This is a genomic window from Streptomyces sp. NPDC100445 (assembly GCF_044759735.1).
GTDB lineage: Bacteria > Actinomycetota > Actinomycetes > Streptomycetales > Streptomycetaceae > Streptomyces.
On the sequence record NZ_JBIVZV010000013.1, the window covers coordinates 123,766 to 142,329 of the forward strand.

At 68.1% G+C, this 18,564-nt stretch carries 27 protein-coding genes; 1 reads left to right on the forward strand and 26 read right to left on the reverse strand.

Annotated elements, in window-relative coordinates; genetic code table 11:
- Positions 1-78 precede the first annotated feature (78 nt).
- Complete coding sequence (locus ACIQVT_RS27870) at positions 79-951, forward strand: hypothetical protein (RefSeq protein WP_403759774.1); 873 nt, start codon at positions 79-81, stop codon at positions 949-951.
- 145 nt (positions 952-1,096) lie between these two features.
- Here the strand turns inward: ACIQVT_RS27870 and ACIQVT_RS27875 are convergent, their stop codons facing one another.
- The 26 genes from ACIQVT_RS27875 to rplP form a co-directional block, all read right to left on the reverse strand.
- Positions 1,097-2,866, reverse strand: coding sequence for an ArnT family glycosyltransferase (locus ACIQVT_RS27875; protein ID WP_403759777.1), 1,770 nt, complete (start codon positions 2,864-2,866; stop codon positions 1,097-1,099).
- Positions 2,863-3,891 (reverse strand): glycoside hydrolase family 26 protein, encoded by a 1,029-nt coding sequence (locus ACIQVT_RS27880; RefSeq protein ID WP_403759780.1) that lies wholly within the window; start codon positions 3,889-3,891, stop codon positions 2,863-2,865. Before ACIQVT_RS27880 ends, ACIQVT_RS27875 begins: the two co-directional genes overlap by 4 nt.
- On the reverse strand, positions 3,891-5,306 hold the full coding sequence (locus ACIQVT_RS27885) for a glycosyltransferase family 2 protein (RefSeq protein ID WP_403760254.1): 1,416 nt from the start codon (positions 5,304-5,306) through the stop codon (positions 3,891-3,893). The genes ACIQVT_RS27880 and ACIQVT_RS27885 overlap by 1 nt, the downstream gene beginning before the upstream one ends.
- 387 nt (positions 5,307-5,693) lie before the next feature.
- On the reverse strand, positions 5,694-6,557 hold the full coding sequence (truA, locus tag ACIQVT_RS27890) for a tRNA pseudouridine(38-40) synthase TruA (RefSeq protein ID WP_403759783.1): 864 nt from the start codon (positions 6,555-6,557) through the stop codon (positions 5,694-5,696).
- 91 nt (positions 6,558-6,648) lie between these two features.
- Complete coding sequence (gene rplQ, locus ACIQVT_RS27895) at positions 6,649-7,140, reverse strand: 50S ribosomal protein L17 (protein WP_403759786.1); 492 nt, start codon at positions 7,138-7,140, stop codon at positions 6,649-6,651.
- 190 nt (positions 7,141-7,330) lie between these two features.
- Positions 7,331-8,353 carry a DNA-directed RNA polymerase subunit alpha gene (locus ACIQVT_RS27900; protein WP_003966937.1) on the reverse strand — a complete coding sequence of 341 codons (1,023 nt, stop codon included), beginning with the start codon at positions 8,351-8,353 and terminating at the stop codon, positions 7,331-7,333.
- Between the two features lie 154 nt (positions 8,354-8,507).
- Positions 8,508-8,912 carry a 30S ribosomal protein S11 gene (gene rpsK, locus ACIQVT_RS27905; RefSeq protein WP_121787366.1) on the reverse strand — a complete coding sequence of 135 codons (405 nt, stop codon included), beginning with the start codon at positions 8,910-8,912 and terminating at the stop codon, positions 8,508-8,510.
- A 64-nt stretch (positions 8,913-8,976) separates the two neighbouring features.
- On the reverse strand, positions 8,977-9,357 hold the full coding sequence (rpsM, locus tag ACIQVT_RS27910; protein WP_121787367.1) for a 30S ribosomal protein S13: 381 nt from the start codon (positions 9,355-9,357) through the stop codon (positions 8,977-8,979).
- A 196-nt stretch (positions 9,358-9,553) separates the two neighbouring features.
- Positions 9,554-9,667, reverse strand: coding sequence for a 50S ribosomal protein L36 (gene rpmJ, locus ACIQVT_RS27915; protein WP_003998809.1), 114 nt, complete (start codon positions 9,665-9,667; stop codon positions 9,554-9,556).
- Between the two features lie 60 nt (positions 9,668-9,727).
- A complete protein-coding gene (gene infA, locus ACIQVT_RS27920) occupies positions 9,728-9,949 on the reverse strand; it encodes a translation initiation factor IF-1 (protein WP_003948620.1) in 222 nt (73 codons plus the stop codon).
- Between the two features lie 162 nt (positions 9,950-10,111).
- The gene (gene map, locus ACIQVT_RS27925) at positions 10,112-10,948 is read right to left on the reverse strand and encodes a type I methionyl aminopeptidase (RefSeq protein ID WP_403760257.1); all 837 of its coding nucleotides are present in this window, start codon (positions 10,946-10,948) and stop codon (positions 10,112-10,114) included.
- Positions 10,949-11,076: 128 nt separating this feature from the next.
- Complete coding sequence (locus ACIQVT_RS27930) at positions 11,077-11,739, reverse strand: adenylate kinase (RefSeq protein WP_403759791.1); 663 nt, start codon at positions 11,737-11,739, stop codon at positions 11,077-11,079.
- Entirely contained in the window at positions 11,739-13,055 is a 1,317-nt protein-coding gene (gene secY / locus ACIQVT_RS27935) for a preprotein translocase subunit SecY (protein ID WP_356818721.1), read from the reverse strand. The genes ACIQVT_RS27930 and secY overlap by 1 nt, the downstream gene beginning before the upstream one ends.
- Before the next feature lie 189 nt (positions 13,056-13,244).
- Positions 13,245-13,700 carry a 50S ribosomal protein L15 gene (gene rplO, locus ACIQVT_RS27940; RefSeq protein WP_121787371.1) on the reverse strand — a complete coding sequence of 152 codons (456 nt, stop codon included), beginning with the start codon at positions 13,698-13,700 and terminating at the stop codon, positions 13,245-13,247.
- A 2-nt stretch (positions 13,701-13,702) separates the two neighbouring features.
- Positions 13,703-13,885, reverse strand: coding sequence for a 50S ribosomal protein L30 (gene rpmD, locus ACIQVT_RS27945; protein ID WP_039656212.1), 183 nt, complete (start codon positions 13,883-13,885; stop codon positions 13,703-13,705).
- A 2-nt stretch (positions 13,886-13,887) separates the two neighbouring features.
- Positions 13,888-14,493, reverse strand: a complete 606-nt coding sequence (rpsE, locus tag ACIQVT_RS27950; RefSeq protein ID WP_016645168.1) for a 30S ribosomal protein S5 — start codon at positions 14,491-14,493, stop codon at positions 13,888-13,890.
- Positions 14,494-14,534: 41 nt separating this feature from the next.
- Positions 14,535-14,918: a 50S ribosomal protein L18 gene (gene rplR, locus ACIQVT_RS27955; RefSeq protein WP_356818725.1), complete on the reverse strand. Its 384-nt coding sequence runs from the start codon at positions 14,916-14,918 to the stop codon at positions 14,535-14,537.
- 3 nt (positions 14,919-14,921) lie between these two features.
- Positions 14,922-15,461 (reverse strand): 50S ribosomal protein L6, encoded by a 540-nt coding sequence (gene rplF, locus ACIQVT_RS27960; protein WP_403759797.1) that lies wholly within the window; start codon positions 15,459-15,461, stop codon positions 14,922-14,924.
- A 24-nt stretch (positions 15,462-15,485) separates the two neighbouring features.
- A complete protein-coding gene (gene rpsH / locus ACIQVT_RS27965) occupies positions 15,486-15,884 on the reverse strand; it encodes a 30S ribosomal protein S8 (RefSeq protein WP_007384075.1) in 399 nt (132 codons plus the stop codon).
- A gap of 208 nt (positions 15,885-16,092) precedes the next feature.
- Complete coding sequence (locus ACIQVT_RS27970) at positions 16,093-16,278, reverse strand: type Z 30S ribosomal protein S14 (protein ID WP_003948630.1); 186 nt, start codon at positions 16,276-16,278, stop codon at positions 16,093-16,095.
- Between the two features lie 5 nt (positions 16,279-16,283).
- A complete protein-coding gene (gene rplE / locus ACIQVT_RS27975; RefSeq protein WP_023547375.1) occupies positions 16,284-16,841 on the reverse strand; it encodes a 50S ribosomal protein L5 in 558 nt (185 codons plus the stop codon).
- Positions 16,841-17,164: a 50S ribosomal protein L24 gene (gene rplX, locus ACIQVT_RS27980; protein ID WP_310764877.1), complete on the reverse strand. Its 324-nt coding sequence runs from the start codon at positions 17,162-17,164 to the stop codon at positions 16,841-16,843. The genes rplE and rplX overlap by 1 nt, the downstream gene beginning before the upstream one ends.
- A gap of 2 nt (positions 17,165-17,166) precedes the next feature.
- On the reverse strand, positions 17,167-17,535 hold the full coding sequence (gene rplN, locus ACIQVT_RS27985) for a 50S ribosomal protein L14 (RefSeq protein ID WP_003998823.1): 369 nt from the start codon (positions 17,533-17,535) through the stop codon (positions 17,167-17,169).
- 98 nt (positions 17,536-17,633) lie between these two features.
- The gene (gene rpsQ / locus ACIQVT_RS27990) at positions 17,634-17,921 is read right to left on the reverse strand and encodes a 30S ribosomal protein S17 (RefSeq protein ID WP_030641193.1); all 288 of its coding nucleotides are present in this window, start codon (positions 17,919-17,921) and stop codon (positions 17,634-17,636) included.
- A complete protein-coding gene (gene rpmC, locus ACIQVT_RS27995; protein WP_005481220.1) occupies positions 17,921-18,145 on the reverse strand; it encodes a 50S ribosomal protein L29 in 225 nt (74 codons plus the stop codon). The genes rpsQ and rpmC overlap by 1 nt, the downstream gene beginning before the upstream one ends.
- Entirely contained in the window at positions 18,145-18,564 is a 420-nt protein-coding gene (rplP, locus tag ACIQVT_RS28000; protein ID WP_004927269.1) for a 50S ribosomal protein L16, read from the reverse strand. Before rplP ends, rpmC begins: the two co-directional genes overlap by 1 nt.

The window sequence follows — 18,564 nt, forward strand, 5'->3', positions numbered from 1 at the left end:
GAACCCGGGCGGCGGACAAACGCGGCATGCCGCCCGACGCCCTCCGGCACCCCCCACGCCCCGTCTAAGATGCGCCCCATGAGTTACGGGCAGGGGGGACCCCAGTCTCAGTGGGATCCCTGGAAACCGCATTCCCAGCAGCCGTGGAACGGCGCAGCCGACGACGGCTCGCCGGACTGGGCCGCGCTCGCCGAGGCCTCGGAGACGCGGAACAGGCGCCGCAAGCTGCTGTTCACGGTGGGCGGCGCGCTCGCCACCGTGGCGATAGGCACCGCGGTCGCCATGGCGGTCGTCTCCGCGAACGGCGGTGACGACCGGGCCGCCGGTGGCCTGCCCAGCGGCTCCTCGCTGCCCGGCACCGGCAGCGCGACGCCGTCGTTCGCGCCCACCAGCGCCCCGCCGCCGCTCGACCCCAAGGAGTTCATCTCCAGTGTGGGGAAGGACACCGCCCCGCTCGGCCCGGACACCCTGTTGCCGGGCACGCGGCTGACCCTCGGCGGCGCGGAGTACAAGAAGGTCCTGACGGCGGACACCACGAGCTGTGCCACGGCCGCCGGCGCCAGCCTGCCCAAGATCCTCACCGCCAACGGCTGCACCCGGCTGATGCGGGTCACCTACGTCCACGGCGGCATCGGGGTCACCGTCGGCGTCGCCGTCTTCGACACCGCCGCCCAGGCCACCAAGGCCCGTTCCCAGACCGACGACCGGAGTATCGTGCGGTCGCTGTTCGGCAAGGGGGTCAAGCCGTTCTGCGACGGGGCGTTCTGCCGCTCTACCCGCAACGCCTACGGCCGCTACGCCTACTTCACGATCTCCGGCTTCACCAGCGGCAAGGACGTCACCAACAAGGACAGCGCGGTGTTCCGCACCGGCAACGACCTGGCCCAGTTCACCGTCAACCAGATCCACCGCCGCGGGCAGGCCCAGGCGTCGGCCGCCGCGGCACGGTAGGCGCCGGGCGCCTCGGGCCGCGCCCCCGCCGGGCGCGGCGGACCTGCCGGCCGCGTGCGCCCGCCCGACCCGGCCCGTCCCCTCCTCCGCCGTGCGGTGCGGCGCTGCCCACCCCTCGGAAGTCGGGGGGCGGGTCGGGGAACGGTCAGGAGGCCTTGGTCCAGATGCGGTAGTGGCCCGTGCCGCTGGAGTTCCGGAACGGCAGGTCCGCGAGGAGCCGGTAGTGCGGGTTGCCCCGGACCGCCCCGGCGACGACCGCGTCCACCCGGGGGTTGGTCAGGCCGTCCAGCACGATCAGGTCGAACTCTCCGTCGCGCACCGCCGAGCGGTAGGCCGCGTCACCGGTGCGGTGCCGGCCCCGGCGGTCCGTGTACTCCATGGCGAAGACGCCCTGCCACTGCCGGTGGCTGGTGCGGTCGCGCAGGTAGTAGACGGGCACCTCGGGGGTGGAGGCGAGGTAGTGGCCCTTGCGGTCCACGTGGGGGGCGACGACCTTGATCATCTTCGTGGAGTCGGGCCAGACGCCGTAGCGCCAGTCCGCCTGGGAGATGCCGAGGCAGAGCGTCGCCGTCCACAGCATGATGCCGAGCTGGGGGTAGCGGAAGTGGGCGCCGATCAGCCGGGTCACGCCCACACCAGCCATCGGCGCGGCGAACAGCAGGCCGAAACCGACGTGCTTGAACAGCGAGACCACGGTCCCCAGGTGCATCTGGTAAGCGGGGGCCAGCAGGGCGGTGCCGCAGAGCACCAAGCCGAGCAGCGCGCGCCGGCGCCGGCCGGGGCCGGTGAGCCGCAGGGCGAGCGGTGACTCGTTCATGCGGCCGCGCCGCACGTAGGACAGGGCGCCGCCGACGGCGGTGAGGAACATCAGCCCGCCCCACTGCGTCGAGCGCTGGAGCAGGAAGGCGGCGCTGTCGGTGCCGTGGGACCGGTCGGTCGTGGTCTGCCGCACGCCGGCGAGCAGGTCGGTGGTGCACAGGCCGGCGGCGAGCAGGGCACCGATGCCGAGGGCGAGCAGCAGCATCCGCCAGAACGCCCTGGCGCCTTTGTGCGGCCAGCCGGTGAGCAGCGCCAGCACGACGATGGTCGGCAGGTACAGGCCGGAGGCGTACTTCACCCCGACGGCGAGGACGGCGACCGGTGCGGCGAGCAGCACGGCGGCGGCGGGCGCCCGGTCGGTGCGTACGACGATCCAGGTGGCGAGGGCCAGCAGGAACACGGCGGGGGCGTCGTAGGTGGCGAAGTAGCCCATGACCACCGTGGACTGCACCACCGCGAACAGCGACGCGCCGGCCAGCGCGGCCCGCTCGTTGAACAGCCGCCGGGTGAAGGAGTACAGCAGGGCGGTGGTGCCGAGCATGAAGGCGAGGCTGAGCAGGCGCGCCCCGGTCAGCCCGAAGCGGCCGTCCACGACGGCGGCGAGCACCGGGTACAGCTGGGGGGAGCCGGAGAAGTAGGCGGCGTAGTCGACGGGCAGCGGGGTGCCGTGCAGCAGGTGCGCCAGCTCGGCGTGCCCGGCGGCCAGGTACAGGGCCTCGTCCTGGAACGCGGTGTTGGACAGGCGCAGGGAGAGCACCGCCTGCACGAGGAGGACGCACAGCAGCACGGCCCGGCTGACCCAGGCGCGCCGCGGGCTGGCGGCCATGTCCCAGCCGACCTCGGGGCTCTGCGGGACGTGGTATCCGGGCTCGGGCGCCGGGGCCGGTTCCGTCACCGTGCGCAGGGCGTACGTCGGCTGGTCGTCCCGCTGCTGGTAGGGGTAGGTGCGCGAGTCGTAGTCGTACCCGGCGTCGACGTCGTGGGCCTGGGGCTGGCGCGGGATGTACCCGTCGGAGTTGAACCAGCCGCCCTGGCCGTCGTCCTCGGCGTACGGGTCGTACGGCTGGGGCGTGTAGTACTCGGGCGAAGAGGTCATGACGGCTTCCGTACGTCGAAGCCGAAACGGTCGTCGGCGGCCAAGCGCTTGAACTCCTTCAGCGCCAGCGGGCTCGCCTCCAGCCGCCAGTCGGCGCGCTTGCGGTGGTTGAACCAGACGAAGCCGAGCATGCCGTCGTCCGCCTCGACGCCCTGGAACAGGTTGCGGATGTCGTCGCGGCGCCGCTCGCCGGGCACGGCGGCGGTCTCCAGCAGCAGCATGGGCTTCTTGGTGAAGATGCGGATCCGGTCGCGGGTCCGGCCGAAGACGCTGTCGAAGCTGTTGTCCTCGCCGGCGGTGAAGTAGCCGATCAGACCGATCCAGTCGACGTAGGCGTCGCCCGGGTAGTACGGCTCGAGCTGCACGTCGGGAACCGGGTTGACGATGTTGGGCGACCAGGACCAGATGACGTTGGTGGCGCCGGAGTCGACGAAGAGCTGGTGGATGTGGCGCCAGGCGGCCACGTACCGAGCGGGGGTCACGTGGTCGGTGCCCCACTTCTCCCAGTGGCCGTTGAACTCGTCCGCGAAGTCGATCACCACGGGCAGGTTCAGCTTCCGGACCGCGGCCGCGTACTTCCTGATGTAGGCGTCGGACCGGCCGGCCGCGATGTCGGCGACCGGGGTGTCGAACGGCTCCCAGGACATCAGTGTCAGCGCGCCCTCGTGCCAGGCGTTGCGCACGCCGGTGGCGTCGAAGCCGTCGCCCCAGCCGGCGTAGTACTCGACGAGGTTGGGCTGCTTGCCGGTCATCCGCGTGTACGCGTCGATGTTCTTCATGACGTTCGGGGCGCCGGGCACGGCGGCGCCGTAGTACTTCTTCGCCGGTCTCAGCAGCGGTGTGACGTCGTAGGGGACGTCCTTGGCGGCGCTCACCGCGGGGCGCGGGCCGGCCGTGCCGCCGCCGGGAGCCGGCGTGTCACCGGAGTCGTCGCCGAGCAGCGAGCAGCCGCTGAGGACGAGGGCGCCGGCCAGGCAGCCGGCCAGGGTCAGGCGCAGCGACCGGAATCGTTCCTTCAGTCGCATCAGGCGTTCGCTCCCGAGCGGGGCTGGACCAGGACCCGGCCGACGACCAGCGCGTAGAAGAGCCCGGAGGACAGGACCAGGGCGAAGTCCGGGGCGTTCATGGTGAACGTCCGGTACACCGCGGCCAGCACCCAGACCAGCGCGGTGCCGCCGCTCCACGCCCACATGCCGATCCAGAAGCGCCGCGTCTTGTTCTTCTTGGCGCCGGAGGAGCCGGTCGGCTGCCAGCCCATGCGGTTCTTGCGCAGGATGTCCCAGATGGCGAAGACGTGCGCCCAGCCGTACATCATGCGCGCCGCCCAGGCCTCCAGGCGGTAGGGCGCCCGGTGCCAGACCGGGAAGACGACGGTGGTGTAGACGATGCTGGGCAGCACCAGGAGCAGGTGCTCGACCTTGAGCTTGTCCGGCATCATCAGCAGCAGCACGATCGGGATGACCGGCGCCGCGAAGGTGAACAGCGCGGTGTGGATGTAGTAGAAGAACCCGGACATGTAGCACAGGCGGCTCGACAGCCGGATCCTGCGCTGCCAGAATTTCCGGCTGCCCAGCAGGCTCATCGAACCCGAGCACCAGCGGTACTGCTGGTTGAAGAAGGCGCCCGCGGTGTCCGGGCAGACGCCGGTGGAGACCGCGACCGGCACGTACCTGAGGTCCCAGCCGAGCCCGCGCAGGTCGAAACCGGTGTGCACGTCCTCGGAGTGCTCGATCAGCGTCGTGCCGCCGTTGGTCTCCAGGGCCGCCCGCCGGTAGATCGCGCAGGACCCGACGCAGATCGCGCCGTCGCTCCCCTGCCGCGACACCTGCACGGACCGGTAGAACAGCTCCTGCACCGCGCCCGCCCCGCGCTCGACCCAGTTCTGCGAGTCGAGCACGCGGAAGTACTGCGGAGACTGGACGATGCCGATCCGCGGATCGTCGTCCATGTACGGCAGCAGCTCCTCCAGCACGTCGGCCCGCGGGGTGAAGTCGGCGTCCAGGATGAGGATGAACTCGCCGTCGGACTGTCCGAAGCCGAAGTGCAGGTTGCCGGCCTTCTTGAACCAGCCGCGGTTCTCCCGGGTGCCGTAGCGGAAGCCGAAGTCCCGCGCCATGGCGGCCAGCCCCGGGTCGGCACCGTCGTCGAGCACGAACGGCACGCACACCCCGGGGTAGCGGTCGGCCATCGCCCGCACGTGCCGCCAGGTGTTGTGCAGCACCTCGATGGGCTCCCCGCACACCGGAAGGAACACGTCGACGGTCGGGTACACCTCGGGCCGCCAGTCGTGCACCAGCCGCCGGTGGTGGGCGATGTCGAAGTCCCGGGTGAAGCCGTTCACCCGCAACGACACCAGGTAGTAGAAGACCGTGAAGACCAGCAGCGGCGTGTAGATCCACAGCGCCGGGGTGGACGCCGCGAGCTTGAACTGGCTCACCACCAGGCAGCAGAAGCTGACGAGCGAGCTGATCGTCAGGATCCACAGGTTGCGGCGCGCGTAGGAGTACTTCTCCTTCTCCGTCGGCGGCAGGGGCAGCAGCCCCAGCGAGGCGTCCCCGCCCCGCCCGGCCCGCCGCCGACCGCCGCCACTCCGGCGCGCCGCGCGGTGCCCCCCGGCCCGCACGGGACCCACTGATGTCATTGCGTTGTTCCAACCCCGGGCCCTGACGACCCGTCGACCCCCCAGCCAACCCCGGCCGGCCCCATCGATCTCCTGGCCGGGAGGCGAAACTCTATACGAGAGGTATGAACCGCGTAAGGGTCGTTAAGGAGACCTACGCCCGGTAAATGCGGACATGGGACCTATGCTCAGCGCAATGCAACGTAACTAACAGGTTTCGCAACCGGTCGCACCGGGAAGCGAGCGCTTGTTCCGCGCCTCCTTGTTCCGGGCCGCCAGCAGCTCGTCGGCCGGGTAGCCGACCTCCTCCAGCGTCAGCCCGTGCGGCCGTACGACGTGCACGGCCGAGTCCCGCACGCCGGCGGCCAGCACCTTCCCCGGCCACTCCGGACCCCGGTGCCCGTCACCGACGAACAGCAGCGCCCCGATCAGCGAGCGCACCATGTTGTGGCAGAAGGCGTCCGCGCGCACGGTGGCGGTGATGATCCCGTCTGCCCCGCGCACCAGGCTCAGCTCCTGGAGCGTGCGGATCGTGGTCGCCCCCTCCCGCCGTTTGCAGTAGGCGGCGAAGTCGTGCTCCCCCAGCAGCGTCCGGGCCGCCTCGTTCATGGCGTCCACGTCGAGCGGCCAGTCGTGCCACAGCACGTGGTGGCGTAGCAGCGGATCCACCCCGCCCGGATGGTCGGTTACCCGGTACGCGTACCGCCGCCAGACGGCCGAGAACCGGGCGTCGAACCCGGCCGGCGCCTCGGCCAGCCGCCACACCCGGACGTCCTTCGGCAGCCGCCCGGCGAGCCGCTTGAGCAGTTTCTCCCGGTGCTCCGCCCACAGCCCTTCCGGCAGGTCGACGTGGGCCACCTGCCCGCGCGCGTGCACCCCGGCGTCGGTCCGCCCGGCCACCGTCAGGTCGTACGTCTCCTTCGACCGCGTCACCGTCCGCAGGGCGTCCTCGATCTCACCCTGCACGGTCCGCCTGCCGCCGGCCTGCTTGGCCCAGCCGTGGAAACCGCCGCCGTCGTAGGACAGGTCGAGGCGGATGCGTACGTGTCCGGGCTGTACTTCGTCACTCACGTGGGGATCCTCTCAGGGCGGGGCGCGGGCGGGGAACGCGAGAGCGGGCCCGCCCCGAAGGGCGGACCCGCTCACAGCGTCAGGCGGAGCCTCAGGCGTCCTTGGACTCCTCGGCCGGAGCCTCGGTCTCCTCGGCCTTGGTGTCCTCGGCCTTGGCCTCCTCGGACTCCTTGACCGCGCGCTTGGTGGCGGCCTCGGCCTCACCCACGGCGTTCTGCTGCACCGTCAGCGCCTCGACCAGCTCGATGACGGCCATGGGCGCGTTGTCGCCACGGCGGTTACCGATCTTGGTGATGCGGGTGTAGCCACCCGGACGGTTCTCGTACCGCGGGCCGATCTCGGTGAAGAGCGTGTGCACGATGCTCTTGTCCGTGATGACCTGGAGCACCTGGCGGCGGTTGTGAAGGTCGCCCTTCTTCGCCTTGGTGACCAGACGCTCGGCGTACGGACGCAGCTTGCGCGCCTTCGCCTCGGTGGTGGTGATACGGCCGTGCTCGAAGAGCGCCTTCGCGAGGTTCGCGAGGAGCATCTTCTCGTGCGCGGCGCTGCCGCCCAGACGGGCACCCTTGGTGGGCTTCGGCATGGTTCTTCTCCTGTGTGTCTGCCCCGGCCGTATCAGGTACCGGGGTCAGTATCCGAGCAGGCGGTTGCCTGTCGAAGATCCGGGCCCCGCTCGGGGGCCCGGAGGGTCCGCACCCCCGAAGGGGCGCGGGGAACCGCGTGACCGGCCACGGCGGGACCGCGGCCGCAGCACCGGCCTCCTCGCGGAGGGCTCAGTACTGCTCGGTCTCGACGAATCCGGCGTCCGCGTCGTCGTCGGCGCCGAAGGCGTCGGCGGCGGCGGTCGGGTCGAATCCGGGCGGGCTGTCCTTCAGGGCCAGGCCCATGCCGGCCAGCTTCGCCTTGACCTCGTCGATGGACTTCGCACCGAAGTTACGGATGTCCAGCAGGTCGGCCTCGGAGCGCGCGACCAGCTCACCCACGGAGTGGATGCCCTCACGCTTGAGGCAGTTGTAGGAGCGGACCGTCAGCTCCAGCTCCTCGATCGGCAGCGCGAGGTCGGCGGCCAGGGCGGCGTCCGTCGGGGACGGACCCATGTCGATGCCCTCGGCGTCGATGTTCAGCTCGCGGGCGAGACCGAACAGCTCGACCAGCGTCTTGCCCGCGGAGGCCATGGCGTCACGGGGACGCATCGCCTGCTTGGTCTCGACGTCGACGATCAGCTTGTCGAAGTCGGTGCGCTGCTCGACACGCGTGGCCTCGACCTTGTACGTGACCTTCAGCACCGGCGAGTAGATGGAGTCGACCGGGATACGGCCGATCTCCTGGCCCACCTGCTTGTTCTGCACGGCGGAGACGTAACCGCGACCGCGCTCGACGGTCAGCTCCATCTCCAGCTTGCCCTTGCCGTTGAGCGTGGCGAGGACCAGGTCGGGGTTGTGCACCTCGACACCGGCCGGGGGCGCGATGTCGGCGGCGGTGACCAGACCCGGGCCCTGCTTGCGCAGGTACATCACGACCGGCTCGTCGTGCTCCGAGGAGACGACCAGCTGCTTGATGTTGAGGATCAGGTCGGTGACGTCCTCCTTGACGCCCGGCACGGTGGTGAACTCGTGCAGCACGCCGTCGATCCGGATGGAGGTGACGGCGGCACCCGGGATCGAGGAGAGGAGGGTACGGCGCAGGGAGTTGCCGAGGGTGTAACCGAAGCCCGGCTCCAGCGGCTCGATCACGAACCGGGAGCGGAACTCGTCGACGACCTCTTCGGTCAACGAGGGACGCTGAGCGATCAGCATGAGTGGATCAGATCCTTCTTTCGTGGACGCCCGCTATTTGACGTCCGACACAACCGTGCGTTCGCACGACACGGGTACAGCAAGGGTACGGGCGATACGGCCCTTTCACGGAGCCGTACCGCCCGGAGACCTCAGACCGACACCGGTCGACGCGTCAGACGCGACGACGCTTCGGCGGGCGGCAGCCGTTGTGCGGGGTCGGGGTGACGTCCTGGATGGAGCCGACCTCGAGACCCGTGGCCTGGAGGGAGCGGATCGCGGTCTCACGACCGGCACCCGGACCCTTGACGAACACGTCGACGCGGCGCATGCCGTGCTCCTGCGCGCGGCGGGCAGCCGACTCGGCGGCCATCTGCGCGGCGAACGGCGTGGACTTCCGGGAGCCCTTGAAGCCGACGTGGCCGGCGGAGGCCCAGGAGATCACGTTGCCGGACGGGTCCGTGATGGAGACGATCGTGTTGTTGAACGTGCTCTTGATGTAGGCGTTGCCATGAGCGACGTTCTTCTTTTCCTTGCGGCGCACCTTCTTGACGGCGCCCTGACGTCCCTTGGGGGGCATCTACTTACTCCTAGGGAGGTGGTCGGTCCTACAGCGAAGACCGTGGACAGATGTCCGCTGCGGACTACTTCTTGCCCGGCTTCTTCTTGCCGGCGATGGCGCGACGCGGACCCTTGCGGGTACGAGCGTTGGTGCTGGTGCGCTGACCGCGGACGGGCAGACCGCGACGGTGACGGAGACCCTGGTAGGTACCGATCTCGACCTTGCGGCGGATGTCGGCCTGGATCTCGCGACGGAGGTCACCCTCGGTCTTGATGTTGTTGTCGACGTACTCGCGGATCGCGACCAGCTGCTCTTCGGACAGGTCACGGACGCGGGCGTTCGGGTCGACGCCGGTCGCAGCCAGCGTCTCCTTCGAGAGGGTCCGGCCGATGCCGAACACGTAGGTGAGCGCGATCTCCACGCGCTTGTCGCGCGGGATGTCGACACCGGAAACGCGTGCCATTCAATGGCTCCTGGTGATCCTTCGGAGGTCTTCCACAGGACCGGTTCCCGGCCGCCGTACCAGGTACGAACCGGGTCCCCGGCCTCCGACCGGGGGTGTCAAGCCGCTCGCGACGACTTGGGCCCTGCGTATGAACATATTCAGCTCGCGTCGCGCGAATCTCTGCGATAGCGGTGCAGAGGGTGGTGTTCCTGCGTCAGCCCTGGCGCTGCTTGTGGCGCGGGTTCTCGCAGATGACCATGACCCGGCCGTGACGGCGGATCACCCTGCACTTGTCGCAGATCTTCTTGACGCTCGGCTTGACCTTCATGGGGTGAGGTTCTCCGGGTCAGTGCCATCGCTCCGGGCGGGCCCGAAGCTCGGGCAAGATCTACTTGTACCGGTAGACGATCCGGCCGCGCGTGAGGTCGTACGGAGAAAGCTCCACCACGACCCGGTCGTCAGGGAGGATACGGATGTAGTGCATACGCATCTTGCCGCTGATGTGTGCCAGGACCTGGTGGCCGTTCTGGAGCTCGACCTTGAACATGGCGTTCGGAAGAGACTCGACGACAGTGCCCTCGATCTCGATGGCACCTTGCTTCTTGGCCACGCTTCGCCCTTCGAATCGACTACCTTGATCGACCCTCGGGCGTTCCCTGAGATTCCCTTGCGGGAGCATGCGGACATGCGGGTGCACGAGAGCCGACGAGTCAGTCTACGTCGGCACACCCGGAAAGGCGAATCGAGGAAGTCTGCCCCATGCGGGTGACCCTTATGCGAGCGGGTCCGGAGCGGTGGTGACGCCGTACTCCGCGAGCTTGGCCCGGCCGCCGTCCGGCGCGGTCAGGACCAGCGGCCCCTGCTCGGTGAGGGCGACAGAGTGCTCCCAGTGGGAGGACCAGGTGCCGTCCGTGGTGATGACGGTCCAGTCGTCCTCGAGCACCTCGGTGCGCGGGGTGCCGAGAGAGACCATGGGCTCGATCGCCAGGCAGAAACCGGGCACCAGCTTCGGGCCCTTGCCGCGCCGGCGGTCGACGTAGTTCAGCAGGTGCGGGTCCATGTGCATCTCGGTGCCGATACCGTGGCCGCCGTAGTCCTCGATGATCCCGTACTTGCCGCCACCGGGCTTGGGCTGGCGGCGGATGTACGTCTCGATCGCCCGGGAGATGTCGACCAGGCGGTTGCCCGCCTTCATGGCCGCGATGCCGGCCCACATCGACTCCTCCGTCACCCGCGACAGCTCGACCAGCTCCGGCGCGTGGCCGGAGCCGACGAACGCCGTGTACGCCGCGTCGCCGTGCCAGCCGTCGACGATCGCGCCGCAGTCCACGGAGATGATGTCGCCGTCCTTCAGGACGACCTCGTCGGAGGGGATGCCGTGCACGACGACGTCGTTGACCGAGGTGCAGATGGTCGCCGGGAAGCCGCCGTAGCCGAGGAAGTTCGACCGGGCGCCGTGCTCGGCCAGGACCTTGCGGGCCACCTCGTCCAGGTCCTTGGTGCTGGCACCCGGCACCGCGGCCTCGCGCGTGGCCGCGTGGATGGCGGCGACGACCAGGCCCGCCGCCCGCATCCTGGCGATCTGCTCGGGGGTCTTGATCTGCACCATGGGGGGCCTGCGCTCTCCGTCACTCACGTCGACTGGGTTACCTGTACAACAGTACGGCCGCGGCGCCCGGGGGTCTCCCGGACGACATCCGGGAGGACGGGGGCACCGCGGCCGGCGAGGCCCGCGAGCTACTGCTCGGCCTTCTCGCGCTTGAGGGCCTCCAGCGCCCGCTGCGTGATCTCGTCCACCGGGCCCAGGGCGGAGATCGTACGGACCAGGCCCTGCGACTTGTAGTAGTCGATGATCGGCTCGGTCTGGGTGTGGTAGACCTCGAGCCGCTTGCGGACGGTGTCCTCGGAGTCGTCGTCGCGCTGGTACAGCTCACCGCCGCAGACGTCGCACACGCCCTCCTGCTTCGCGGGGCTGTACGTCACGTGGAAGACGTGCGAGGAGTCGTTGCGGCAGATGCGCCGGCCGGCGATCCGCTTGACGACCTCCTCCTCGGGGACCTCCAGGTCGAGGACCGCGTCCAGCGTGATGCCCTCGCTCTCCAGCAGCACGTCCAGCGCCTGGGCCTGCGAGACGTTGCGCGGGAACCCGTCCAGCAGGAAACCGCCCTCGGCGTCGGGCTGCTCCATGCGGTCCTTGGCCATCGCGATGGTGACCTCGTCGGGTACCAGATTGCCGGCGTCCATGTAGGACTTCGCGAGCTTGCCCAGCTCGGTCTGCTGGCTGATGTTGGCCCGGAACAGGTCGCCCGTGGAGATGTGCGGGATGGCCAGCTTCTCGGCGAGCCGTACGGCTTGCGTTCCCTTACCGGCACCCGGCGGCCCGACGAGGACGATACGCATCAGCGGAGGAACCCTTCGTAATTGCGCTGCTGGAGCTGGCTCTCGATCTGCTTCACGGTTTCCAGGCCGACACCCACGATGATGAGGATGCTGGTCCCGCCGAAGGGGAAGTTCTGGCTTGCCCCGAAGCCCACCAACGCCATTGTCGGTACGAGAGCGATCAGACCCAGATACAGCGAACCCGGCCAGGTGATCCGGTTGAGCACGTAGCTGAGGTACTCAGCGGTCGGTCGGCCAGCCCGGATGCCCGGGATGAAGCCACCATACTTCTTCATGTTGTCGGCGACTTCCTCGGGGTTGAAGGAGATCGCCACGTAGAAGAACGCGAAGAAAACGATCAGCAGGAAGTACGTCGTGATGTAGATCGGGTGGTCGCCCTTGGTGAGGTTCTGCTCCACCCAGGTCTTCCAGCCCGACTTGTCGTTCCCCGCGAACTGGGCCACCAGCGCCGGGATGTACAGCAGCGACGAGGCGAAGATGACGGGGATCACACCCGCCTGGTTGACCTTCAGCGGGATGTAGGTCGACGTACCGCCGTAGGACCGGCGGCCGATCATCCGCTTGGCGTACTGCACCGGGACGCGGCGCTGGGCCTGCTCGACGAAGACGACGAGCGCGACCATGACCAGGCCCACGGCGATGACCGTGCCGAACTCGATCCAGCCGCCGGCCAGCGTGCCCTGCTTCTTGATGGCCCACAGCGCGGACGGGAACGTCGCGGCGATCGAGATGAACATCAGGATCGACATGCCGTTGCCGATACCGCGGTCGGTGACCAGTTCACCGAGCCACATCACGACGGCCGTACCCGCGGTCATGCAGATGACCATGGTGATCGTCGTGAAGATCGCCTGGTCGGGCACGATGCTCGAGGCGACCGAGCAGCCGTTGAAGAGCGCGCCGCTGCGGGCGGTGGCGACCAGGCCGGTGCCCTGGAGGATGGCGAGCGCCACGGTCAGGTAGCGGGTGTACTGCGTGATCTTCGCCGTGCCGGCCTGGCCCTCCTTCTTCAGGGCCTCCAGGCGCGGGATGACCACGGTCAGCAGCTGAAGGATGATGCTGGCGGTGATGTACGGCATGATGCCGAGCGCGAAGACCGTGATCTGGAGCAGCGCGCCACCGCTGAACATGTTCACGAGGCCGAAGAGGCCCTGGTTGCCCGACGCCTCGTTCACACACTTCTGGACGGCCTGGTAGTTGACGCCGGGGATCGGGATGTGGGTACCGACCCGGTAGACCACGATGATGCCCAGCGTGAAGAGCAGCTTCTTGCGCAGGTCGGGCGTCCTGAACGCCCGGGCGAACGCGGTGAGCACGGTGCCTCCTGCGACCCCCGCGCAACTGCGTCAAGGGTGACGGTCTGAGGTTCGACGAATACGAAAAAGAACAGTGCAGGCCACCATACCGGCGACACTGCCTCCCTAGGAACGACCAACCGGGGATACCTCATTGTGAGGTATCCCCGGTCGGGTTCGTCTACGTCATCGAGGCGTCGCCTGAGCGACTCAGACGAGCTCGGTGACCGTACCGCCGGCGGCGGTGATCTTCTCCTTGGCGGAGCCGGAGACGGCGTCGACCGTCACCTGGAGCGCCACGGAGATCTCGCCCTGGCCGAGGACCTTGACGAGGCTGTTCTTGCGAACGGCACCCTTCGCGATCAGCGACTCGACGGTGACCTCACCACCCTCGGGGTAGAGAGAGGCCAGCTTGTCGAGGTTCACGACCTGGTACTCGGTCTTGAACGGGTTCTTGAAGCCCTTCAGCTTCGGGAGACGCATGTGGAGGGGCATCTGGCCACCCTCGAAGCGCTCCGGAACCTGGTAACGGGCCTTGGTGCCCTTGGTACCACGACCGGCCGTCTTACCCTTCGACGCCTCACCGCGACCCACACGGGTCTTCGCGGTCTTGGCGCCCGGGGCGGGACGGAGGTTGTGGATCTTCAGCGGGTTGTTCTCCGCCATGATCAGTCGACCTCCTCGACCGACACGAGGTGGCGGACGGTGTGCACCATGCCGCGGAACTCGGGGCGGTCCTCCTTGACGACCACGGTGTTGATCCCCTTGAGACCAAGCGACCGCAGAGTGTCACGGTGGTTCTGCTTGCTGCCGATGTAGGACTTGACCTGCGTGATCTTGAGCTGCGCCATGATTACGCACCCGCCCCGGCACGCGCACGCAGCAGGGCCGCGGGGGCCACGTCCTCGAGGGGCAGACCGCGGCGGGCCGCGATCTCCTCGGGACGCTGGAGACCCTTCAGGGCCGCCACGGTGGCGTGCACGATGTTGATGGCGTTGTCGGAGCCCAGGGACTTCGACAGGATGTCGTGAACGCCGGCGCACTCGAGCACGGCGCGCACCGGACCACCGGCGATGACGCCGGTACCCGGGGACGCGGGCTTGAGCAGCACGACGCCGGCAGCCTTCTCACCCTGGATCGGGTGGGGGATGGTGCCCTGGATACGGGGGACCTTGAAGAAGTGCTTCTTGGCCTCCTCCACACCCTTGGCGATGGCGGCCGGCACCTCCTTGGCCTTGCCGTAACCGACACCCACGGTGCCGTCACCGTCGCCCACCACGACCAGCGCGGTGAAGCTGAAGCGACGACCACCCTTCACAACCTTGGCGACGCGGTTGATCGCGACTACGCGCTCAACGTACGCGGTCTTCTCGGCGGCAGCTGCGCCGCCGTCACGGCCCTTCCGGTCCCGCCGCTCGCCGCCACCGGCACCGCCACCGCGGCGCTGGGGTCCAGCCATTGGAATTACCTCTCTCTGTTTCCGCTAGCTACGGAACCGGCTCAGAACTTCAGGCCGGCTTCGCGGGCGGCGTCCGCCAGAGCGGCGATGCGCCCGGCGTACTGGTTGCCACCACGGTCGAATACGACAGCCTCGACACCGGCGGCCTTGGCACGCTCGGCGACCAGGGCGCCGACCTGCTTGGCCTGCGCGGACTTGTCGCCCTCGCCACCGCGGATCGTGGTGTCCAAGGTCGACGCCGACGCCAGGGTGTGACCCTTGATGTCGTCGATGACCTGGGCCACGATGTGGCGGTTGGAGCGCGTCACGACGAGACGCGGACGCTCAGCCGTACCCGAGATGTGCTTGCGGATCCGGATGTGGCGACGCTTGATCGCGGCGCGCTTGTAAGCGTCGCCCTTGAGGATCTTCTGTCCGTATGCCATGGCTTACTTACCCGCCTTTCCGACCTTGCGGCGGATGACTTCGCCCTCGTACTTGACGCCCTTGGCCTTGTACGGGTCGGGCTTGCGCAGCTTGCGGATGTTGGCCGCAACCTCGCCGACCTTCTGCTTGTCGATGCCCTCGACCGAGAAACGCGTGGGCGCCTCGACCTTGAAGGTGATGCCCTCAGGGGCCTCGACCGTGATCGGGTGGCTGTAGCCGAGCGCGAACTCGAGGTTCGCACCCTTGGCGGTCACACGGTAACCGACACCACTGATCTCGAGCTTCTTCACGTAACCCGTGGTCACGCCGGTGATCATGTTCGCCACCAGCGTGCGGGACAGGCCGTGGAGGGCCTTGTTCTGACGCTCGTCGTTGGGGCGGGTGACGTTCAGGACGCCGTCCTCACCCTTGACGATCTCGATCGGTGCCACGACGGTGTGGGTCAGTTCGCCCTTGGGACCCTTGACCTTGACCGTACGGCCGTCGATGGTGACGTCCACGCCGGCGGGAACCGCGATGGGGAGCTTGCCGATGCGCGACATAGCTGTTTCCTCCGTTCCCTTCCGCTACCAGACGTAGGCGAGGACTTCCCCACCCACGCCCTTCTTGCCGGCCTGCTTGTCGGTGAGGAGACCGTGCGACGTGGAGATGATCGCCACGCCGAGGCCGCCCAGCACCTTCGGCAGGTTGGTGGACTTCGCGTACACCCGGAGACCGGGCTTGGAGATGCGCTTGATCCCCGCGATGGAGCGCTCACGGTTGGGGCCGAACTTCAGCTCCAGGACGAGGTTCTTGCCGACCTCGGCGTCCTCGACCTTCCAGCCCGTGATGAAGCCCTCCTGCTGGAGGATCTCCGCGATGTGAGACTTGATCTTCGATGCCGGCATCGTCACGGAGTCGTGGTATGCCGAGTTCGCGTTCCGCAGACGCGTAAGCATGTCTGCGATCGGATCAGTCATGGTCATGAATTGGCCTTCGGCCTCTCTCGCCGGGGTTTCCTGGTGCGCCATCCCTCTCCCCGATCCGAGACGGGACGGGTGCGGCGCGGTGGACCTACGGCGTAGTAAGTCGTACGGGCGGCAGACGCCCAACCCCGCTAGCCTACGGCATGCGGAGACGGGCCTCTGCCGACCCAGTTGCTTACCGAGAGTCTCCGGAATCCCTGTAAGGGGATTACCAGGAGCTCTTGGTCACGCCCGGCAGCTCGCCACGGTGAGCCATCTCACGAAGGCACACGCGGCACAGGCCGAACTTGCGGTACACGGAGTGCGGGCGGCCGCAGCGCTGGCAGCGGGTGTAGCCACGCACACCGAACTTGGGCTTGCGAGCAGCCTTGGCAATCAGAGCCTTCTTCGCCATCTCGCTCACGCCTCCTTGAACGGGAAGCCGAGGTGACGAAGGAGCGCGCGGCCCTCAGCGTCGTTGGTCGCCGTGGTCACCACGGTGATGTCCATGCCCCGGGTACGGTCGATCTTGTCCTGGTCGATCTCGTGGAACATGACCTGCTCCGTGAGACCGAACGTGTAGTTGCCGCGGCCGTCGAACTGCTTGGGGGACAGACCACGGAAGTCGCGGATGCGCGGCAGCGCGAGCGACAGGGTGCGGTCCAGGAACTCCCACATGCGGTCGCCACGGAGCGTGACGTGGGCACCGATCGGCTGACCCTCACGCAGCTTGAACTGCGCGATGGACTTGCGGGCCTTGGTGACGGCCGGCTTCTGACCGGTGATCGTGGTGAGGTCGCGGATGGCGCCCTCGATCAGCTTGGAGTCGCGGGCGGCGTCGCCCACACCCATGTTGACCACGATCTTGACGAGACCGGGGATCTGCATGACGTTCTCGTACTTGAACTCGTCACGCAGCTTGCCCGCGATCTCCTCGCGGTACTTCTGCTTCAGACGCGGAGTCGTGGTGGTAGCCATCAGATGTCCTCACCCGTCCGCTTGGCAACGCGGATCTTGTTGCCCTCGTCGTCGAAGCGGTAACCGACGCGCGTGACGACCTTGTTGCCGTCCTTCTCCACGACCAGCTGAACGTTGGACACGTGGATCGGGGCCTCGGTGGTCACGATGCCGCCGGCCTGGGAACCGCTGGCGGTGGGGCCGGCCTTGGTGTGCTTCTTGACCCGGTTGACACCCTCGACCAGGACGCGGTCCTCGCGCGGGTAAGCGGCAATGACCTTGCCCTGCTTGCCCTTGTCCTTGCCGGTGATGACCTGGACCAGGTCGCCCTTCTTGATCTTCATGCTTACAGCACCTCCGGAGCCAGCGAGATGATCTTCATGAACTTCTTCTCGCGCAGCTCGCGCCCGACCGGGCCGAAGATGCGGGTGCCGCGAGGGTCACCGTCGTTCTTCAGAATGACGGCGGCGTTCTCGTCGAAGCGGATGTACGAGCCGTCCGGACGGCGGCGCTCCTTGACGGTGCGAACGATGACCGCCTTGACGACGTCACCCTTCTTCACGTTGCCGCCGGGGATCGCGTCCTTGACGGTGGCGACGATGACGTCACCGATGCCCGCGTAGCGGCGACCGGAGCCACCGAGCACACGGATGCAAAGGATTTCCTTCGCACCAGTGTTGTCGGCGACGCGCAGTCGCGACTCCTGCTGGATCACGTCTATCTCCTGATCGTCTGCCGGTTCCCGGCAGGGGCCTCAGATCGAGGACCCCTGCCGAGCCTGGCGGAACTGACCTGCGGGTTTGCCCGCAGGAATTACTTGGCCTTCTCGAGGATCTCGACGACGCGCCAGCGCTTCGTCGCGGACAGCGGCCGGGTCTCCATGAGGAGGACGCGGTCGCCGACACCCGCGGCGTTCTGCTCGTCGTGGGCCTTGAGCTTGTTCGTACGGCGGATGACCTTGCCGTACAGCGCGTGCTTGACACGGTCCTCGACGGCGACGACGACGGTCTTGTCCATCTTGTCGCTGACGACCAGACCCTCACGGGTCTTGCGGAAACCGCGCGCTTCGGTGTTCTGCTCAGTCACGTTGCTCTCGCTCATCAGGCGCTCTCCACCGTCTCGATGCCCAGCTCGCGCTCACGCATCAGGGTGTAGATCCGCGCGATGTCCTTACGGACGGCCTTGAGCCGACCGTGGTTCTCGAGCTGACCCGTCGCCGCCTGGAAGCGGAGGTTGAACAGCTCTTCCTTGGCTTCGCGGAGCTTGTTCAGCAGCTCCTCGTCACCCAGTTCGCGCAGCTCGGACGCCTTGGTACCGGCCGACATCACGCTTCACCTGCCTCGCGCTTGACGATCCGGCACTTCATCGGCAGCTTGTGGGCTGCGCGAGTCAGGGCCTCACGGGCGATCTTCTCGTTGGGGTAGGACAGCTCGAACATGACCCGGCCCGGGTGCACGTTCGCGATCCACCACTCCGGCGAACCCTTACCGGAACCCATGCGGGTCTCGGCAGGCTTCTTCGTGAGCGGGCGGTCCGGGTAGATGTTGATCCAGACCTTGCCGCCACGCTTGATGTGGCGGGTCATCGCGATACGAGCCGCTTCGATCTGGCGGTTCGTCACGTAAGCCGGCGTGAGGGCCTGAATGCCGTACTCGCCGAACGCGACCGTCGTACCACCCTTGGCCTGACCGCGGCGCTTCGGGTGGTGCTGCTTGCGGTGCTTGACCCTACGGGGGATCAGCAT

Bases quoted from the DNA above. Each gene is read 5' to 3' on its own strand.
- ACIQVT_RS27870 (WP_403759774.1), top strand. From the start codon at position 79: ATGAGTTACGGGCAGGGGGGACCCCAGTCTCAGTGGGATCCCTGGAAA.
- ACIQVT_RS27875 (WP_403759777.1), bottom strand. From the start codon at position 2,866: ATGACCTCTTCGCCCGAGTACTACACGCCCCAGCCGTACGACCCGTAC.
- ACIQVT_RS27880 (WP_403759780.1), bottom strand. From the start codon at position 3,891: ATGCGACTGAAGGAACGATTCCGGTCGCTGCGCCTGACCCTGGCCGGC.
- rplQ (WP_403759786.1), bottom strand. From the start codon at position 7,140: ATGCCGAAGCCCACCAAGGGTGCCCGTCTGGGCGGCAGCGCCGCGCAC.
- ACIQVT_RS27900 (WP_003966937.1), bottom strand. From the start codon at position 8,353: ATGCTGATCGCTCAGCGTCCCTCGTTGACCGAAGAGGTCGTCGACGAG.
- rpsK (WP_121787366.1), bottom strand. From the start codon at position 8,912: ATGCCCCCCAAGGGACGTCAGGGCGCCGTCAAGAAGGTGCGCCGCAAG.
- rpsM (WP_121787367.1), bottom strand. From the start codon at position 9,357: ATGGCACGCGTTTCCGGTGTCGACATCCCGCGCGACAAGCGCGTGGAG.
- rpmJ (WP_003998809.1), bottom strand. From the start codon at position 9,667: ATGAAGGTCAAGCCGAGCGTCAAGAAGATCTGCGACAAGTGCAGGGTG.
- map (WP_403760257.1), bottom strand. From the start codon at position 10,948: ATGGTGCAGATCAAGACCCCCGAGCAGATCGCCAGGATGCGGGCGGCG.
- ACIQVT_RS27930 (WP_403759791.1), bottom strand. From the start codon at position 11,739: ATGCGTATCGTCCTCGTCGGGCCGCCGGGTGCCGGTAAGGGAACGCAA.
- rplO (WP_121787371.1), bottom strand. From the start codon at position 13,700: ATGGCGGAGAACAACCCGCTGAAGATCCACAACCTCCGTCCCGCCCCG.
- rpmD (WP_039656212.1), bottom strand. From the start codon at position 13,885: ATGGCGCAGCTCAAGATCACGCAGGTCAAGTCCTACATCGGCAGCAAG.
- rpsE (WP_016645168.1), bottom strand. From the start codon at position 14,493: ATGGCTGGACCCCAGCGCCGCGGTGGCGGTGCCGGTGGCGGCGAGCGG.
- rplR (WP_356818725.1), bottom strand. From the start codon at position 14,918: ATGGCATACGGACAGAAGATCCTCAAGGGCGACGCTTACAAGCGCGCC.
- rplF (WP_403759797.1), bottom strand. From the start codon at position 15,461: ATGTCGCGCATCGGCAAGCTCCCCATCGCGGTTCCCGCCGGCGTGGAC.
- rpsH (WP_007384075.1), bottom strand. From the start codon at position 15,884: ATGACCATGACTGATCCGATCGCAGACATGCTTACGCGTCTGCGGAAC.
- ACIQVT_RS27970 (WP_003948630.1), bottom strand. From the start codon at position 16,278: ATGGCGAAGAAGGCTCTGATTGCCAAGGCTGCTCGCAAGCCCAAGTTC.
- rplE (WP_023547375.1), bottom strand. From the start codon at position 16,841: ATGGCTACCACCACGACTCCGCGTCTGAAGCAGAAGTACCGCGAGGAG.
- rplX (WP_310764877.1), bottom strand. From the start codon at position 17,164: ATGAAGATCAAGAAGGGCGACCTGGTCCAGGTCATCACCGGCAAGGAC.
- rpsQ (WP_030641193.1), bottom strand. From the start codon at position 17,921: ATGAGCGAGAGCAACGTGACTGAGCAGAACACCGAAGCGCGCGGTTTC.
- rpmC (WP_005481220.1), bottom strand. From the start codon at position 18,145: ATGTCGGCCGGTACCAAGGCGTCCGAGCTGCGCGAACTGGGTGACGAG.
- rplP (WP_004927269.1), bottom strand. From the start codon at position 18,564: ATGCTGATCCCCCGTAGGGTCAAGCACCGCAAGCAGCACCACCCGAAG.